10 protein-coding genes are annotated in these 16606 nt (G+C 62.9%); 6 read left to right on the top strand and 4 right to left on the bottom strand.

The window, feature by feature from the left end; translation table 11 throughout:
• Window positions 1-25 precede the first annotated feature (25 nt).
• From E8L03_RS03970 to E8L03_RS03955, 4 genes are all read left to right on the top strand, one after another.
• Window positions 26-5674: an alpha-2-macroglobulin family protein gene (locus E8L03_RS03970; protein WP_171266638.1), complete on the top strand. Its 5649-nt coding sequence runs from the start codon at window positions 26-28 to the stop codon at window positions 5672-5674.
• Between the two features lie 144 nt (window positions 5675-5818).
• Window positions 5819-8095, top strand: coding sequence for a penicillin-binding protein 1C (gene pbpC / locus E8L03_RS03965; protein WP_171266637.1), 2277 nt, complete (start codon window positions 5819-5821; stop codon window positions 8093-8095).
• Between the two features lie 322 nt (window positions 8096-8417).
• Window positions 8418-8756: a hypothetical protein gene (locus tag E8L03_RS03960; RefSeq protein WP_171266636.1), complete on the top strand. Its 339-nt coding sequence runs from the start codon at window positions 8418-8420 to the stop codon at window positions 8754-8756.
• A gap of 67 nt (window positions 8757-8823) precedes the next feature.
• Window positions 8824-9231 (top strand): hypothetical protein, encoded by a 408-nt coding sequence (locus E8L03_RS03955; protein WP_171266635.1) that lies wholly within the window; start codon window positions 8824-8826, stop codon window positions 9229-9231.
• A gap of 57 nt (window positions 9232-9288) precedes the next feature.
• Here E8L03_RS03955 and E8L03_RS03950 read toward each other — a convergent pair whose 3' ends face one another.
• From E8L03_RS03950 to E8L03_RS03935, 4 genes are read right to left on the bottom strand one after another with little or no spacing between them, the layout of a single operon-like run.
• Window positions 9289-10509, bottom strand: a complete 1221-nt coding sequence (locus tag E8L03_RS03950) for a replication-associated recombination protein A (protein ID WP_171268431.1) — start codon at window positions 10507-10509, stop codon at window positions 9289-9291.
• Window positions 10510-10547: 38 nt separating this feature from the next.
• Window positions 10548-11279: a 16S rRNA (uracil(1498)-N(3))-methyltransferase gene (locus tag E8L03_RS03945; RefSeq protein WP_171266634.1), complete on the bottom strand. Its 732-nt coding sequence runs from the start codon at window positions 11277-11279 to the stop codon at window positions 10548-10550.
• 29 nt (window positions 11280-11308) lie between these two features.
• On the bottom strand, window positions 11309-12403 hold the full coding sequence (gcvT, locus tag E8L03_RS03940; protein ID WP_171266633.1) for a glycine cleavage system aminomethyltransferase GcvT: 1095 nt from the start codon (window positions 12401-12403) through the stop codon (window positions 11309-11311).
• A gap of 10 nt (window positions 12404-12413) precedes the next feature.
• Window positions 12414-14159, bottom strand: a complete 1746-nt coding sequence (locus tag E8L03_RS03935; protein WP_144234571.1) for a hypothetical protein — start codon at window positions 14157-14159, stop codon at window positions 12414-12416.
• 347 nt (window positions 14160-14506) lie between these two features.
• Between E8L03_RS03935 and E8L03_RS03930 the strand changes: the two genes are divergently transcribed.
• Window positions 14507-15538, top strand: coding sequence for a GAF domain-containing protein (locus tag E8L03_RS03930; protein WP_144234570.1), 1032 nt, complete (start codon window positions 14507-14509; stop codon window positions 15536-15538).
• Window positions 15539-15543: 5 nt separating this feature from the next.
• Window positions 15544-16569 carry a rod shape-determining protein gene (gene mreB / locus E8L03_RS03925; protein WP_144234569.1) on the top strand — a complete coding sequence of 342 codons (1026 nt, stop codon included), beginning with the start codon at window positions 15544-15546 and terminating at the stop codon, window positions 16567-16569.
• Window positions 16570-16606 lie beyond the last annotated feature (37 nt).

Below are 16606 nucleotides of genomic sequence, written 5' to 3'. Positions count from 1 at the left end.
CCGCGAGACCAGCCAGGAGGCTTCCATGAGCGACGACCGGAACAGAATGAAAGATAAAGGAAAGAACTTCCTCATTGTCGCGCTCATAATAGTCGCCGCAGTCCAGGCGGGTCTGCTGTTTTCCAAATCGCGGTCGGACTTCATGGAGAAGGGGCCGGCGGCCTACGCCACCAACGAGACGGCCCCGGACAACCAGACTGAGCCCGCCGTAACGCTCTCGGCCCATGACGTGGCCGTTATCGATGCCATCCTGGATCGCGCCCGCGGCTCCTTCGCCCTGGTGGCCTTCAACCGGCCCGTCGTTGATAGCTCCGCCGTAGGTAAGAAGCTGACTCCCGAGCCCGGGATATTCAAGCCCGCAATCGAGGGTGAGTGGGTCTGGGTCAGCCCCTTCATGCTGCGCTTCGACGCCAAGGACACATTCGACAGCTCCAAGCCGTACACCCTGACGCTTGATCCACAAAATATCGTGGCGGCCGGGGAATCCTTTACCGGACCCACGGACTTTACGCTCAAGATGCAGGACTTCGAGACCGAGGATATCTCCCTGAACACCGCGCCGGTCAGAGGCGCGCCGGGCTCTGTACAGATCCGCGGTTCCGTCGAGTTCACCCTGGACGTTGATCCCGAGGAGTTCCTGAAGCACGCGTGGCTGGATGACCCCAGCTCCGAGAACGGCACCGTGCCCATCGTCATGGAGCGCTACTACCAGAGCAGTGAGGTCTACTTCGCCTCCGATCCCGAGCATCCCATCGTCAAGACCGCCGAGCCCAGGGAGCTGACGCTGGTGGTGGACGAGTCGCTGCCTGCCGCCGGTACGAAGTTCACTCTGGGCGAGACCGCGCGCAAGAGCATCACCATCGTGCTGGACCCGAACCTGACCGTGAGAGGAACCGATGCGCGATCCTCGCAGCAGGGCGGCTCCATCACCCTGTCCTTGTCCACCTCCGTGGATGCGGACACGGCGCAGCAGTACATCCACGTGGGGCCGGAGGCCCAGTACAGTCTGAGCTTGGACGGCAACGACCTGGTGCTGAGTGGCGACTTCGCCGCCGGCCACACCTATACCGTGCAGCTGGACAAGGGCCTGCCCGCCCTGGACGGGGCCAAGCTGCCCGAGGCCAAGAGCCTGAAGGTGCGCATTCCGGACCTTGAACCTTCCGTTGCCTTTGACGACACCGGCGTGTTCCTGGCCAAGAGCGGTCTGAAGAACATCGCATTCACCAGCGTGAATGCGGCCGACGCCGACTTCAAGGTGGACCGCATCTACCGCAACAACATCCTTTACCTGCTGCACGACTACTCCACGGGCATGCTGCTCAACGACGGCTACTACTCTGGCGAGCTCTCCAGCTATCTGGGCGATCGGGTGCTCCAGAAAGAGCTGAAGCTGGACGCGCCCAGGAACACGCCGCAGAAGTTCGTGCTGAGCACGGACGAGTATTTCCCGGACGAGCCGGGCCTGTACCGCGTGCTGCTTTCATTGCCCGGGCAGTGGCATGCCTCGCAGCGCTTCGTGCTGGTCACGGACCTGGGCATGGTGGCCAAGCGCGGCGTGGACGACATGCTCGTCTGGGTCGCCTCGTACAAGGACCTCTCGGTCAAGCCCGGCGTCACGGTGCGGCTCGTCTCCTATCAGAACCAGACCATGGCCGAGGGCAAGACCGACGAGAACGGCGTGGTCCACTTCACGGACATGGCCAAAACCTTCCAGGATAACACGCCGTACATCATCACAGCGGAGCTCGGCGACGACATGAGCTTCCTGGTGTTCAACGAGTTCGGCATAGACACTACGGGCCAGAACGTGGGCGGCGTATCACCCACTGCGGCCGGGTACATGGGTTATGTCTATGGCGAGCGCGACATCTACAGGCCCGGCGAGACCGTGGAGGGCGTGGCCGTGCTGCGCCAGGCCGACCTGGCCACACCACCGTCCATGCCGCTTACGTTGAAGTGGGTCGATCCGCGCGGCCGCGAGCTGGCCAAGCTCTCCCTGACCATGAACGAGCAGGGCATGGCCCCATACAGCTTCGACGTGCCGGCCTACGCCCTGACCGGGCACCACACCTTGCAGCTCGAAGTGGCCGAGGAGATCGTGGCCACATACGACTTCCAGGTGGAAGAGTTCATGCCGGATCGCATCAAGGTGGATATTGCCTCGGAAAAGGGCGCGCCGCTGCCCGGCAAGGAATTCACATATACGGTTGAATCTCGCTACTTTTTCGGTCCACCGGCATCGGGCCTGCCCGTGGAAACGCAGGTTCGCCTGCTGCCGGCGCCGTTCGCGCCCAAGGGCTTTGACGGCTACGTGTTCGGCGATTCGGACAAGTCCTTCGAGGACATGGACCTGAGCTCCAACGACGGCGTGCTGGACGGCAACGGTACGGCCGCGTTCACCTTTACCGTGCCGGAAGGGCTGACCCCGCCTGCCGCCCTGGCCGCGCAGATCACCGCCCGCGTGAGCGAGCGTGGCGGCCGCGGCGTGGCCTCCATGCAGCAGATCACGGCCCATGCCTATCCGCGCTATCCGGGCATCAAGCGGCCGAATCGCTACGGCTACGATCCGGGCAGGGATGTCAACTTCGATTACGTGGTGGTCGCGCCCGACGGAACAAAGGTGGCCGGCCAGGACCTCACGGCCGAGCTCTACCTGGATCGCTGGCAGACAGTGCTGCGGCGTACGCCGTCCGGCAGCTTCCACTACCAGTCCGTGCGCGATTCGCAGCTTGTCTCCACCAAGACCGTGGGCAGTGCGGAAGAGGGCGCCTTCACCTTTGCGCCGCCCCAGGCAGGCAGCTACCGCGTGGTGCTGCGCGACGGCTCCGGTGCGTCCTCGCAGCTCAACATCTACGCCGGCGGCTGGGGCTACTCGCCGTGGGCCGTGGAGAACCCGGCGAACATCGAGCTCGTGCCCGACAAGAAGGAGTACGCGCCGGGCGATACCGCCTCGGTCCAGGTGCGCGCACCGTTCTCCGGCAAGCTGCTGGTCACGGTGGAAGGCCGCCGCGTCTACCACGTGGCCTCCTACCCCATGGACTCCAACACCGCCCAGGTCTCCTTCCCCATCAAGGAGGAGTATGGGCCCAATGTGTACGTCACGGCCGTGCTGGTGCGTCCGGCAGAGGCAACCGCGCCGGGCAAGGCGGGCCGCGCTTTCGGCTCCGCACCCATCTTCGTCAACCGCGAGGTGAACAACGCCCCGGTCGCCATCGACGCACCGGAAGTCATCCGGCCCGAGACCACGCTGGACGTGACCGTGCAGGCCGATGCCGGCGCCATGGTTACGCTCTCCGCCGTGGACGAGGGCATCCTGCAGCTCATCGACCAGGAATCGCCCGACCCGTTCCCGTACTTCTACGCCAAGCGGCAGCTGGAGGTGAGCAGCTACGACACCTTCGCCATGCTTCTGCCCGAGGTGGAAGGCCGCGCACCGGCCGGCGGCGGCGAGGGCTCCAGGCTCTCCAAGTACGTGCGCACGGAGTCCCTGCGGCGGGTCAAGCCCGTGGCCTTCTGGTTCGGCCCGGTGCAGGCGGACGCCGAAGGCAAGGCCACATTCCACATGGACATTCCCGAGTTCCAGGGCGCGCTGCGGCTGATGGCCGTCACGGTGAAGGGCAAGCGCTTCGGCGCGGCGGACGCCCAGACGCGGGTCAAGAGCCCGGTGGTCCTCACGCCGACCTTGCCGCGCTTCATGGCCATCGGCGATACGGCCAAGGTGCCTGTGGCCGTGCGCAACGACACCCCGGAAGACGGCGTGTTTTCTGTCTCCTTTAATGTTTCGGGCCCGGGCGAGGTGAACGCCTCCACCATGGACATCGAAATACCCCAGGGACAGGAACGCCTCGCCGTGTTCACCCTGAACGCCACGGAAGAGGGCATCATCCAGGCGTCCTTTACGGCAAAAGGCAACGGCGAGACCTCCAAAGCGAATGTGGAGCTTCCGGTGCGTCCGGCCCTGCCGCCCAAGACGGTGATCCAGTCCGGCGCGCTGAGCGAGCCTAGCATCGAGCTGCCCACGCCGGAGGCCGACACCTTCCGGTCCCAGGGCATGTACCGCGAGGTCTACCTGAGCACGTCGCCGATCGTGCGCTATACCGGCTCGTTGAAGTATCTGCTCGGTTATCCCTACGGCTGCGTGGAGCAGACCACGTCGCGCGTCTTCCCGCTTCTGTACATCGGTCCGCTGGCCGCGGAGCTCGATCCGGATCTGGATACCCGCGGCGTGCCGTACATGGTCCAGGCCGGCATCGAGCGGCTCTACAGCATGCAGGTGGATGACGGCGGGTTCTCCTTCTGGCCGGGCGGCCGCGAGGCCTACGCCTTTGGCTCCTTCTACGCCACGCACTTCCTGGTGGAGGCATGGCACGCCGGATACCGCGACCACGAAAACGAGATAAATCGCGCGCTGGATTACGTCACCGACCGGGTACGCGAGTACCTGGACAAGGATGATGCAGAGCTCGACCGCATCGCCTATGGGCTCTACATTCTCGCCCTTGTCGACAGACCGGACAAGGGATCCATGGACCACATCCGTTCGCGCTACGGCAACAAGCTCTCACCGGCTGCCGGCGCACTCCTCGGTGCTGCGTACGCCATGACTGGCGATACCAACGCCCTGGAAAAGCTGATGGAAGGCCGCTGGGAGGGGAAGAAGGGCGAGACCGGTCGCGAAACCGGCGGGTTCCTGCGTTCGCCCCTGCGCGACACGGCGCTGCGCTTGGCCGTGCTCCAGCTTCAGCTGCCCGGCGACCGCCGCATTGGCGAGCTGGTGCAGGACCTCGTCCGCATGATGGACGCCAAGCGTTACATCTCCACTCAGGAAGCGGCCTGGGCTCTGGTTTCCCTGGGGCGCTTCTACAAGGCCCAGGCGGAAAAACCGCCGTTCTCCGGCCGGCTGCTTGCAGACGGCAAGGAGGTGCGGCGTTTCTCCAGCGACACGACCCTGCGTCTCTCCGGAGAGCACGCCATCCAAGGCGCGAAGAAGCTGGAGATCATGATGGATGAGGGCTACGAGCCCGGCTCCCTGTTCTACACCGTGCGCACCGTAGGAACGCCTACGGAGCAAAGCTACGCACCATACGTCAACGGCCTGAAGGTGGCGCGCACGTTCTACAACAGAACGGGCGACACGATCGATCTGAAGGACGTGAAGCAGGGCGACCTCGTGGCGCTCAAGCTGAGTATCTCCAGTCAATCCGGTCCTGTGGACAACGTCGCCGTGGTGAACATGCTGCCGGCCGGCCTGGAGGTGGAGAACCCCCGCCTGACCACGACGGAACGGTTGCCGTGGCTGGACAAGAAGCCGGACGCGGCGGCGCACCACGACATGCGTGACGACCGCGTGATCTTCTTTGTCGATCTCGGCAACAAGAAGACACGCACGGTGTACGCACTGCTCCGGGCCGTGACCTCGGGCGAGTTCAAGCTGCCGCCTGTGCTGGCGGAAGCCATGTACGATCCGCAGCTCGCGGCATCCACGGAGCTCGGCGCCATGTCCGTCATCTCGGAGCTGCCGGTGGGCGAGGCCGCTGCCGGTGCGGCTTCCGGTAATGCGACCACACTGGAAGTATCTGCAATTAGCGGAGAGCAGGATAACGCAACAGCCGGAACGTCCACGGCGAATGCGACGAGCTCCGAGCAGTCGGAGCCCGGCTCTACACAAGAATAAAAATGGATAAGGACCCGGTAGGGCAGGATGTAATACATGCGTAATACTTTTCGAGTTTTTGCGTATTGCGCGATTGCACTCTGCCTTGCCGGGTATGTCGCATTCTTAGCGCTCGATGCCAGCTTTCCCTTTCCGGACAGGGCCTTGCGTGCTGATCCAGCGGTCATGGTCCGCGCCAGAGATGGTACGCCCATGCGAATCTTCCTGCCGGAAGACGGCCGCCGCCGCTTCCCCTTGGCGTTGCAGGATGTTTCCCCGGTTTTCCAGAAGGTTATCATCGCATCTGAGGACCGCTACTTCCGCTACCATCCCGGCGTCAATCCATTCTCCATTCTGCGCGCCGCGTTGCAGAACCTGCAGGCGGACGGGGTGGTCTCCGGCGGCTCCACCATCACCATGCAGCTTGCCCGGCTGGCTGAGCCGAAATCGCGCTCAATCAAGGGCAAAATCGTTGAGGCCTTCCGGGCGCTCCAACTTGAGTATGGCTTGTCCAAGGACGAAATACTCAAGCTCTACTTGAACAACACGCCGTACGGCGGCAACGTGGTCGGCGTCGGCGCTGCGGCGTACACGTACTTTGGCAAATCGGCCGGGGCGCTCTCCCTGGGCGAGGCCGCCTTGCTGGCCGTGCTGCCGCGGTCGCCGCAGGCGTACGATCCCATTGCCCATCCCAAAGCGGCACAGGCTGCGCGGGATCGGTTGCTGGACACGCTGGAGGAGCGGGGCGTGTTCCCACCGGATCGGGTAGCCCTGGCCAAGGTGCAACCACTCCCCACCAGGCTGACGCCTCCGCCCATGATCGCGCCGCATGCCAGCCGAATGGCCTATGAGCAGCTTAAGCGTTCAGCATTGGCGCGGTCTCCTAAACTGTCGGTATGGGATGTGACGACTACCATCGATCCGGCGTTTCAAAATCAGGCGCTCACTGCCATGCGCCGGCGGCTGACATCGCTGCGGCTGGCCGGGCTGGAGAACGCCGCCGTGGTGGTGCTGGACCGAAAAACCAGGGAGATTCGGGCGCTTGTGGGCACGCATGACTTCTTTGATACCGCGCGCCATGGCCCGATCAACGCGGCCCTGGCCATGCGCTCGCCAGGCTCCACGCTCAAGCCGTTCCTCTACGGTCTCGCCTTTGACGAGGGCATCGCGGTTCCGGAATCCATGGTCCTGGACATCCCCACGGATTACTCCGGCTATGTAGCCACAAACTATGACGATCGCTACCGCGGTCCGGTCACGGTGCGGCAGGCGCTGGTCCACTCGCTGAATGCGCCGGCCGTGCGGATGCTCGCCAAGGCCGGGCTGCCGCGCTTCCACCGGCTGCTGCGGCAGGGCGGACTGGAGCTGCGCTATGGCCCCGGACACTACGGGTTGCCGCTGGCCCTGGGCGCATGTGAGTCCTCGCTCGTGCAGCTCACCACACTGTACGCTGCCCTGGCTGACGAGGGCGTGTGGCAATCGGCGCGTCTGCTCGCCGATCAGTCGGAACCCCTGGAAATCAATCGGAAAGAAACATCCATACAAAATGACGGCTCGGTGCGGTTGCTCTCGCGCGAATCGGCGTACCTGGTGCGCTCCATTCTGGAGGAAGTGCCGCGGCGGGACCTCCCCACGGCGTGGGCCATGACCCTGGATGCGCCGGAGGTGGCCTGGAAGACCGGGACGTCCTTTGGCCATCGGGACGCCTGGGCCATCGGCTTCAGCGCGCACTACGTGGTGGGGGTGTGGACCGGCAACCTGGACGGCCGGGCCGCCAAGGGCATTTCCGGCGCGCGGCACGCCGGGCCGCTTCTGTTCGACGTGCTCCGCGCCGTGGAGGAGCCCGGAGCCCCGCTGCCCATGCCCGACAACCTCGCCCTGGACACGGTAGAGGTCTGCACCGAGGACCGGGAGCTGCCCAACCCGTTCACGCCGCGGACCATGGCCATCACGGTCATTGCCGGCCGGACCAAGCTCAAACGCTCCACATTGCACCAACGCATCTTCGTAAACCCGGACACAGAGTTGCGGGTGGAAGGGCGGTGCCTTGCCACCATCAAGGCCGAGCCGCGCGTGGTGCGCACGCCGCCGGAAGAGCTCATCGCCTGGGAGCTCTCGCGGGGCATCCCGGTGCAGACCGCGCCGCCGCTCTCGCCGGAGTGCAGCGCCGTGCCGGCCACGGGCGGGCCGGCCATTGTCTCGCCTTCGGCAACCACGCCGTATGTACTGCGCTCTGACGCGCCGGACGAGTTCCAGCGCATCCCCCTGGTGGCGCGCACTGACGGCGGCGATTCCAATCTCTACTGGTTCCAGGACGGCGCCTTGGTTGCACAGGGTGGCGTGGCCGAGAACCTGTTCCTCGCGGCCCGGAAAGGTGAGCACCGCATTGTGGTGCAGGACTCCCAGGGCCGTAGCGACTCCCTGACCTTTACTGTGGAATAAAGTGAATAAATAGCGTATGGCTGTTTGAAAAGAAGAGCGCTACGCCCGGAGGAACGCATCTATTCTCGCAATTCATGCTGACAGATAATTCGACCCGCACCGTGGCCAATAGCTGAGCGCACTGCATTATTCTGTTGTCTGCCTGCGTAGTCAATGATGTAGTGTCGCACACGACGGCGACATGGACGGGGTCGGACATCAACGTTTTGGTACATCGCTACTTAAACCAAGGGGAAGGCAGATGAAGCGAGTACTTTGTGTTGTTGCTTTTGTACTGTTGGCGTGTTCCGTTGTGTATGCATCCAACTCAAACAGCTTACCAATGTCCGCATTCGCCATTGAATCGCAGGGGGACGGCTCGTTCGGCCCTGTCTCGGTTAGCGGACAACACAACGGCGCAGGCATTGTGCACATCCAGGCCACGGCATTCGACCAGGAGTTCACCCTGTCGCAGGCCCAACTCGACCATCTGCGCGACTTCATGCCCAACGGCGTCAAGCTTTCTTATGCCGGCGGATTCAATAACCTTCCCAGACGCGTGCACGTACAGTTCACCAAGGGAACCATTCCGTTTACAGAGCAAGCAACCACGTTGATTCTCACGGAAAACGGCGACGCCTGGCTCGACACCTCAGGCAACGTCTATTACGAAGCGGACTAGCTTAGACTAAGTAGCGGCCCGGGCTTCGTATACGGAGTCCGGGCCTTTGTTATGTAAAGGATTTAGAGTGAAGACTGTATTATTGGTTGTAATGATTCTTTTCCTCTGCGTCCCAAGCGTTCATGCTTCGAAAGAAGGCGCATTAGCTCTGTCGTCATTTTTTTTGGAATCCAAAGGAATTGGTTCCTCTGGGCCAGTCCTGGTATCCGGTGAGCAAGATGATACCGGAATTTTGAGCATGCGCGTTGAGGCCTTTGGACAGACATATCTCGTTCCGGCGGAGTTGCTGGCAGGACTAAGCGGTACAACGGCAAACGGCATCCGGCTCGTGTACTGTGGCGGCATGGGAAATATCAGCGCAAGTGTGTACGTCATATTTTCATTCGGCTTTACATCAAGAGAAATACAGACAACAGCTCTAATTTTCGGAGAGGACGGTTCGATCGAAATAAAGCACGAGGAGCATACTCAATAGTTAATGAAGATAGGGACTGCTATTGAAATGCAAAATTACTCGTGACTCAATCTTCCCTCACCGCCGTCCCGTTACTTCCCGCCACCAGGCCAGCAGACGCGGCTCCTGACCGTTGTCCGATGGCTTGTAGAAGCGCGCGTTAACCTCGTCCGGCAGGTAGCGTTGCTCGGCCCAGCCGCCCGGGAAGTCATGCGGATACTTGTAGCCTTCGCCGTAACCCCACTCCTTCATCAATTTGGTCGCAGCGTTACGCAGGTGGATGGGCACCGGGTCTGTCCCGTGCTCGCGCAGGTGGTGTTGCGCACGGCGGTAGGCGGCGTAGCTCGCGTTGGATTTTGGGCTCACAGCCAGATAGACCGTGGTCTCGGCCAGGGGGATGAAGCCCTCGGGCATGCCTACGAACTCCACGGCCTGCTGGCAGGCCACGGTCATGGGCAGGGCCTGCGGGTTGGCCAGGCCCACGTCCTCGGATGCCGAAAGGATGAGCCGGCGGCAGACAAAGCGCGGGTCCTCGCCGCCCTCCAGCAGGCTGGCCAGGTAGTAGAGCGCGGCGTCCGGGTCGCTGCCGCGGATGGACTTGATGAGGGCCGAGGCGAGGTCGTAGTGGCTATCCCCGGCCTTGTCGTGGCGCTGCACGAACTCGGGCAGGGCGGATTTCAAGTGCTCCACGTCGCGCTTGTCTGGCTCCAGGCTGGCCGCGTGCTCCACGAGGTTCAGTAGTGTGCGGGCGTCGCCGTGAGCCACGGTGACGAGAAGGCGCATGGCGTCCTCGGATAACTCAAGACTCAGGGCCTCGGAACCGCGGCGGACGATGGACAGCAAATCCTCGTCGGTGAGTGGCCCGAGCCGGAGCACGTGCAGCCGCGAGAGGAGCTGCCGGGTGACCGAGAAGGACGGATTCTCCGTGGTGGTGGCGATAAGGGTGATCTCGCCGCTTTCCAGGAGCGGGAGGAAGAAGTCCTGCTGCGCCTTGGAGAAGCGGTGCAGCTCATCGAGCACCAGGAGCCGCGCCCCGGCGAGTTGCTTGCGGAGCTGCGCAAGGCCGGCCTCCGGCGCACTGACGCGGATGTACGGCAGGCCGCTTTTCTCGGCCAGGAGCAGGGCCAGGGTGGACTTGCCGCAGCCAGGGGGGCCGAAGAACAGGAGCGAAGGCAGCCGCTCCGCCGCCATGAAGGTGGCGATGCGCTCGCGCAGGTGGCCCTGGCCAACAAACTCGTCCAGGGTATGCGGCCGGATGCGGTCGGCCAGGGGCTGGCGCGCCGGGGCCGGTCCGGCCATGGGGGCGAGCAAGGGTTCGTCCGTCTTCTTTTTCGGGCTCACGATCCGCTCCAGAACGCCAGGCCGAGGCAGAGCAGGGCCGCTGTCTCCCAGCGCAGAATGCGCCGGCCCAGGCTTACAGGGACAAAGCCGGAGCCTTCGGCCGTGAACAGCGCCTCTTCCTTGGGCGAGAAGCCGCCTTCCGGACCGAGGACAAAGAGCATGGGTTCGCTGGCGGCGAGGTCCTGCGCTGTGAGCATGCGCGGTTGCTGCGGGTCCTCCCAAAGGATGTAGCGTCCGGGAATGGAGGCCGCGGCAGCGGCGACCTCTGCCAGGCCTTTGGGAAAGGTGCGCAGCTCCGGTATCCAGGCCGACTCGCACTGCTTGGCCCCGGCCACGAGCTGCCCGGTCCAGGTTTCCTTGGGCTCGTCCGGAATTCTTCCCTGGGAGCGGTCCGCCTGCCAGAACCAGATGGCCGAGGCTTCCAGCTCCACGGCCTTTTCCAGCAGCCAGCTGCGGCGCAGGGCCTTGGTCCAGGCCACGGCCAGGGTGACCGGGCGCGCAGACGGCTGGACCACGCGAATCTCCACCGGTGCGAGGTCCACGCGGTTCTTGCCCACATACTCCACAGCGGCGAGGGCCTCGCGGCCCAGGCCGTCAAAGACGCGGACCTCCTCGCCGGGCTGCACGCGGACCACGCGCGAGGCATGGTGGGCCTCGGCTTCGGTCAGGCTCAGCCTCTCGTCAGGCAGCTCCGGCCAGTCCGAGGAATCCAGATAAAAGGAACGCATAAGCCTCCTCGAAAGGCCGTTTCTAACAGTTATACCAGTTTCTTGCGGGCGGTGCCTTCGGTGTAGAAGGGCAGTTCCACGCGCTTTGCCGGCAGCTCGGTGCGGGCGGTCTTCACGGCGAACTCGTCGGCGTCGGCCTGATCCGCCTGCACAAAAGCCAGGGCCGCGGCGTGGCCGATGCTGGGGCAGTAGGAGCCGCTGGTCACGCGGCCCACTTCCACGCCGTCTGCGTTCAGCAGGATGTCTCCGTGGCGGGCGCTGCGCCGTCCTTCCAGGGCCAGAGCGATGAGCTTTTCGCGCACCTCACCCACATGGGGTTTGCCGATGTAGTCGGCCTCGGAGGTGAGCATGGCGCCGTAGCCGGCCTCGGTGGGGTTGTGGTCCTCGTCCAGCTCATGGCCGTACAGGGGCAGGCCCACCTCCAGGCGCAGGGTGTCCCGCGCGCCCAGGCCGCAGGGCTCCACGCGCACGTCGCTCTCCAGCTTTTCCCACAGGGGCAGGGCCTTCTCGGGCGCGATGTAGAGCTCGAAGCCTCGCTCGCCGGTGTAGCCGGTGCGGCTGACCAGCATGGGCTCGCCGTCGAACTCCACCTGCTTGAAGCCGAAGTACTTGAGGTCGGTGAAGTCCTGGCCGGTGGCGTCCTGGAGCACGTCCAGGGAAAGGGGGCCCTGCAGGTCGATCTTGGCTGTGCCGTCGGAGATGTCGGTCACCTCCAGAGGGCTGTCCACAGGGGGCAGGTTATCTTTGAGCCACTGGCCGATGACATCCACTCGGGCGCCGTTGCAGACGATCATGTACTGGGTTTCGTCCAGGCAGTAGACGATGCAGTCGTCAATGACGCCGCCGCGCTCGTTGAGCACGAAGCCGTAGCGGCAGCGGCCCGGCACCAGGGTGGCGAGGTTCTGGGTGACCACGCGGGAGAGCGCAGCCTTGGCCTCGCGGCCGGAGATGAGGAACTCGCCCATGTGGCAGATGTCGAACAGGCCGGCCTTAGTGCGGGTCTGCTCGTGCTCTGCAATGATGGAGGTGTACTGGATGGGCATGTCCCATCCGGCAAAAGGCGCGGTCTTGGCGCCGCGGGCAACATGCCAGTCAAAAAGCGGAGTCTTCTTCAGGTCACTCACAGAGGGCTCCTTAGCCGGTTTCCAAGAGCGAAGGGAGGAGCTCGGCGCGCGTCTTGCGGATGGACTTGAACTCGTCGAGCAGCGAGACGAGCTTGCCGTAGTTGCGCTTGACGGTTTTGCCGTAGTCGGTCAGCTCCTCTTCCTTCTTCTCCATGTATTTTCGTGCAAGATAGCGATCGGACAGCATGGATTCGCTGATGCCGATGACGCTCTGTACCAGGTCTTCAAAATAGTTGACGATCTCGAACTTGAGCTCTTGCAGGAGCTCGCACGCTTCCTTGAGCCGGTCGAGATGGGAGATGCGGTTGCCCTTGCGGTCCACGCCGTCGGAGATCTCCTCCAGATGGCGCACCTTGCGCGCCTGCTGGATGTAGGAGTACTTGGCCCAGACCTCGTGGTAAAGATCGTACGAGTTCTGGAAGACGTCGTAATTTTCCGGGTTGAGCAGGTAGTTGTCCAGAACCTGTACGACCTTTGCGTAGAAGTCGTCCGAGTAGCTGATGATCCGGCGCTGGTGCTTGGAAAGCCACGAGTACAGAAACTTGAGGCGCTTCTCGTCCGTGTCCGTGTTCTCCACGACCTCGTTACGCTTGAACACGATGGTCCCCACATACTCGCCGCGCACGATGTCGTTGAGCCGCAGGAACATGTTCGTGGCGTCCTTGATGATGTTGAGGCCCGTGTAGGCGCGGCCGGTCAGGGGGTGGATGACCTCCTGGTTCTCCACGGACAGGGCGCGGTCCTGGCGCACGTTGTGGGGGTTGAACTTGTGCTGCTTGTAGCGCACGCGCAGGAGCACCACGAGCTTCTTGGGATCAATGAAGTAGCCGCCGTCCTTGAGCAGGCGGATGACATCCTTCTGCTCCTTTTCCACGCGCACCAGGGCAAGTTTTTCCACGCGAGGGTAGCGTTTTTCCCCATCTTCGGAGTACAGTGTGGTGATTGTCCGGTCGGACTGGCCCAGCACGCGGACCAGGAAACGCTCGCCCAGCTTGTGTAGCTTGCGGGCAAAGAGAGCGGATGAGGTGCGCCGCTCCGAGACGATGGGGAAGCCGTACAGCTCCATGAGGAACGTGTAGACGAAGATGCGGTGCAACTCGTAACGGATGCTGTCGCCCACGGTGAACTTGCCGATGCGCAGGCCGAAGCGCTTGATCTCCGTGTCCAGATCGGACGGAAACGAGCCGTAAACGCCGGTAAGGATGAAGTTATCGTACATGTCCCGCGCCAGCACATGGGCCCGATCCATCTGGAGCAGAAACGGCAGCATCTCATGGTAATGGTCCAGATCGGTGACGTCGCGATTGGAAAACTTCTCGGAGAGGTCGTCCTGCATGCGCTTGGGCAGGCGGTTCAGCAAAGTCTGGAGGTTATTCTGCAGAACGGCGGGCTCCAGCGGGCAGGCCATGCCCTGAGCCGTGTCATTCTGGTCCAGCAGGGAGTGGAGAATGTCGAACTGGAAAATCTCGTCGAAGTACTCCATGGGCCGCTCGAAAGCGACCATGCTGAACCCGGGCAGCTCCTCGTACTCGAAGGGGTCGGACTCGAACGAAGGCAAAAGCTCGCGGGCGTCCACCAGCGGATACTTGGGATGCTCGAAATACGGTTTGATCAGGCAATACTTCGCATGGACGACATCAAGATACGCCTTGAGATCGGTCAGGGTGGTGATCTGCGGGTGGAGGCTATAGTCGTCCGGATTATCGACGAGCGTCCACCTCGAATCCTTGAATGCGTGTTTCCATGTCTTGAGCATCGTAATTCACCCCGGGGTGGTCGCCGCCTGAACATTTATCCATATACGCACACGGCATATTACTCAAGCCAGCAATCGAAAACCGCGCGGATTGGCGCCCGCATTTTTCGCTTTCACAATTCGGCCAATTGTGCTAAATATTTTTTAGAGAAAATCCAGATCGTTAGCAAGTGTTATGAGCTATTCTGAGCAAAATCGCCCAAGGGAAATACATAGCCAACAATATCAGGCTGTTGACATTTGTTCGCCTCTTCCACTAGGTTTCCTGCTCATGGGGTGCTCCATGTCCTCAGCTCCCGGCCGCACTCCTCTCATGCAACACATACTTCTTTTGCCGGAATATTCTCATGGATGAGCACAGCTATCTGGAACGTCTTCTGAGCATCGTCTGCAGCGTCTTCGACGCGTACTCCGTGGTGCTCTACATGCATGACAAGCGTTCCGGAACATACCGGGTTGCCGCACACTTCAGCCTGGGCGACCATGTGCTCACGGAATCCATTGCCGAGCCGGGCAAGGGCTTTGTCGGCTGGATCGTGCGCAACCGCCAGCCGCTGCTCGTCAACAATGTGGACAAGAAGAAGGGCAAGCTGGGCTACTACCCGCAGGATGTGGAAGCCACCATCAAGGCGTTCATGGGCTGTCCGCTCAAGCGCGGCGAGGGCGTCATCTGCCTCGACTCCAAGCGCACCTTCTGCTTCAGCGAGAAGGACCAGAAGATTCTCCATCTCTTCGCGGACTTCCTGCTGGACCTTCACGAGCGGTTCGAGCTGGCACGCGCCAGCCAGAGCCAGTTTCAGTACTACCACTGCCTGCAGCTCATCCACGGCATGCGCACCACCATCAAGCGCTGGCCGGACTTTCTGGGCAAGTTCCTGGCGCTGATGAGCGACGCGGCCGGCTTCGAGCACTCCTTTCTGGCGGCGCGCGATCCCAACGGGGAGCGCTACTACATCGAAGGCGCCCATGTGCCACTGATGACCGCCAAGGACGCCGAGATGCATCTGGACATGAGCGTGGGCCTTGTGGGATTCGTCTTCCGCAACGGCCAGCCGGTCATTTCCGGAGAGGGCGAGGGGGCCTGCAACCTCACACCGCTTTTCGGCAAGGCGGCCAAGACCCAGCCCATGAAGAGCGTACTGCTCATGCCGCTGGTCTTTCAGAAGCAGGTGCGCGGCGTGCTCGGGCTCTCCAGCCCCTCGGCCCTGCCCATCGGCGATGATCTGAAAACCTTCTGCACGATGGCCTCGGAGCAACTGGCGTTGTTCCTCGAAAATCTGTATCTCAGAAGCAAACTGCAGGAGTCCGAGGCCTTTGCCCGGCACCTGCAGGATACATACAACAATTCGCCCGGATCGGCTCCGGCCGGAGGCGCGTGACGACTATGGGACTCCACCGTTTATTCGGTTTTCTCGGCAAAGACTTGGCCATGGACCTCGGCACGGCCAACACCCTTCTGTACACCCCGCGCAAGGGCATCGTGCTCAACGAGCCATCGGTGGTAGCCTTTGACAAGCGCAACAACAAGGTTCTGGCCGTGGGCGCAGAGGCCAAGGCGCTGATGGGCCGCGCGCCCGACAACGTCTCCACGGTCCGGCCGCTCAAGGACGGCGTCATCGCCGACTTCGACGTGACCAAGGCCATGATCTCCTACTTCATCCGCAAGGTCATCCGGGGGCTGCGCTTCGTCAAGCCGAGCATCGTCATCTGCGTGCCTACGGGCATCACCCAGGTGGAGAAACGCGCCGTGGTCGAGTCGGCCGTGGAGTCCGGCGCGCGCGACGTCCGCCTCATCGAGGAGCCCATGGCCGCGGCCATAGGCGCCGGCACCTCCATCCACGAGCCAGTGGGCAACATGGTGGTGGATATCGGCGGCGGCACCACCGAGGTGGCCGTCATCTCCCTGTCCGCCATTGCCTACTCCGAGTCCGTGCGCATGGCCGGCGACGGCATGAACTCCACCATCCAGCGCTTCTTTCAGGACGAGCACCGCCTGATCATCGGCGAGAACATGGCCGAGAAGGTCAAGATCGGCGTGGGCTCCGCCTATACGCTGCCAGAGCCGCTCAAGATGACCGTGCCCGGCAAGGACCTCATCCAGGGCGGCCCCAAGTCCGTTACCATCACCGACGCCCAGATCCGCGAGGCGCTCAAGGAGCCGGTCAAGGTAATCGTCCGCGCCGTGCGCAAGGCCCTGGAAAAAACCCCGCCCGAGCTCGTGGTGGACGTGGGCCAGAACGGAATGCTCCTGGCCGGGGGCGGCGCGCTGCTCAAGGGCCTGGACCAGCTCATCACCCGCAACACGAGCATCAAGGTCCTCGTGGACTCCGATCCCCTGACCACCGTGGTTCGCGGCACGGGCCGCACCATCGAGGAGAAGGGCGCCTTCGACATGGTCTACATCAACTGACCGACTTTGCGCCGGTCCGAGGCATGAGCCGGCGCCG

Origin of the sequence: Oceanidesulfovibrio marinus (assembly GCF_013085545.1) — a bacterium.
GTDB classification, from domain to species: domain Bacteria; phylum Desulfobacterota; class Desulfovibrionia; order Desulfovibrionales; family Desulfovibrionaceae; genus Oceanidesulfovibrio; species Oceanidesulfovibrio marinus.
Note: the sequence above shows the minus strand (reverse complement) of the source record. Positions and strands in the feature narration are given on the sequence as shown.

What these genes read in the sequence shown, in the direction of transcription:
- E8L03_RS03930 (WP_144234570.1), top strand. Translation starts at nt 14,507, where the DNA reads ATGGATGAGCACAGCTATCTGGAACGTCTTCTGAGCATCGTCTGCAGC.
- E8L03_RS03960 (WP_171266636.1), top strand. Translation starts at nt 8,418, where the DNA reads ATGTCCGCATTCGCCATTGAATCGCAGGGGGACGGCTCGTTCGGCCCT.
- E8L03_RS03950 (WP_171268431.1), bottom strand. Translation starts at nt 10,509, where the DNA reads ATGGCCGGACCGGCCCCGGCGCGCCAGCCCCTGGCCGACCGCATCCGG.
- E8L03_RS03970 (WP_171266638.1), top strand. Translation starts at nt 26, where the DNA reads ATGAGCGACGACCGGAACAGAATGAAAGATAAAGGAAAGAACTTCCTC.
- mreB (WP_144234569.1), top strand. Translation starts at nt 15,544, where the DNA reads ATGGGACTCCACCGTTTATTCGGTTTTCTCGGCAAAGACTTGGCCATG.
- E8L03_RS03945 (WP_171266634.1), bottom strand. Translation starts at nt 11,279, where the DNA reads ATGCGTTCCTTTTATCTGGATTCCTCGGACTGGCCGGAGCTGCCTGAC.
- E8L03_RS03935 (WP_144234571.1), bottom strand. Translation starts at nt 14,159, where the DNA reads ATGCTCAAGACATGGAAACACGCATTCAAGGATTCGAGGTGGACGCTC.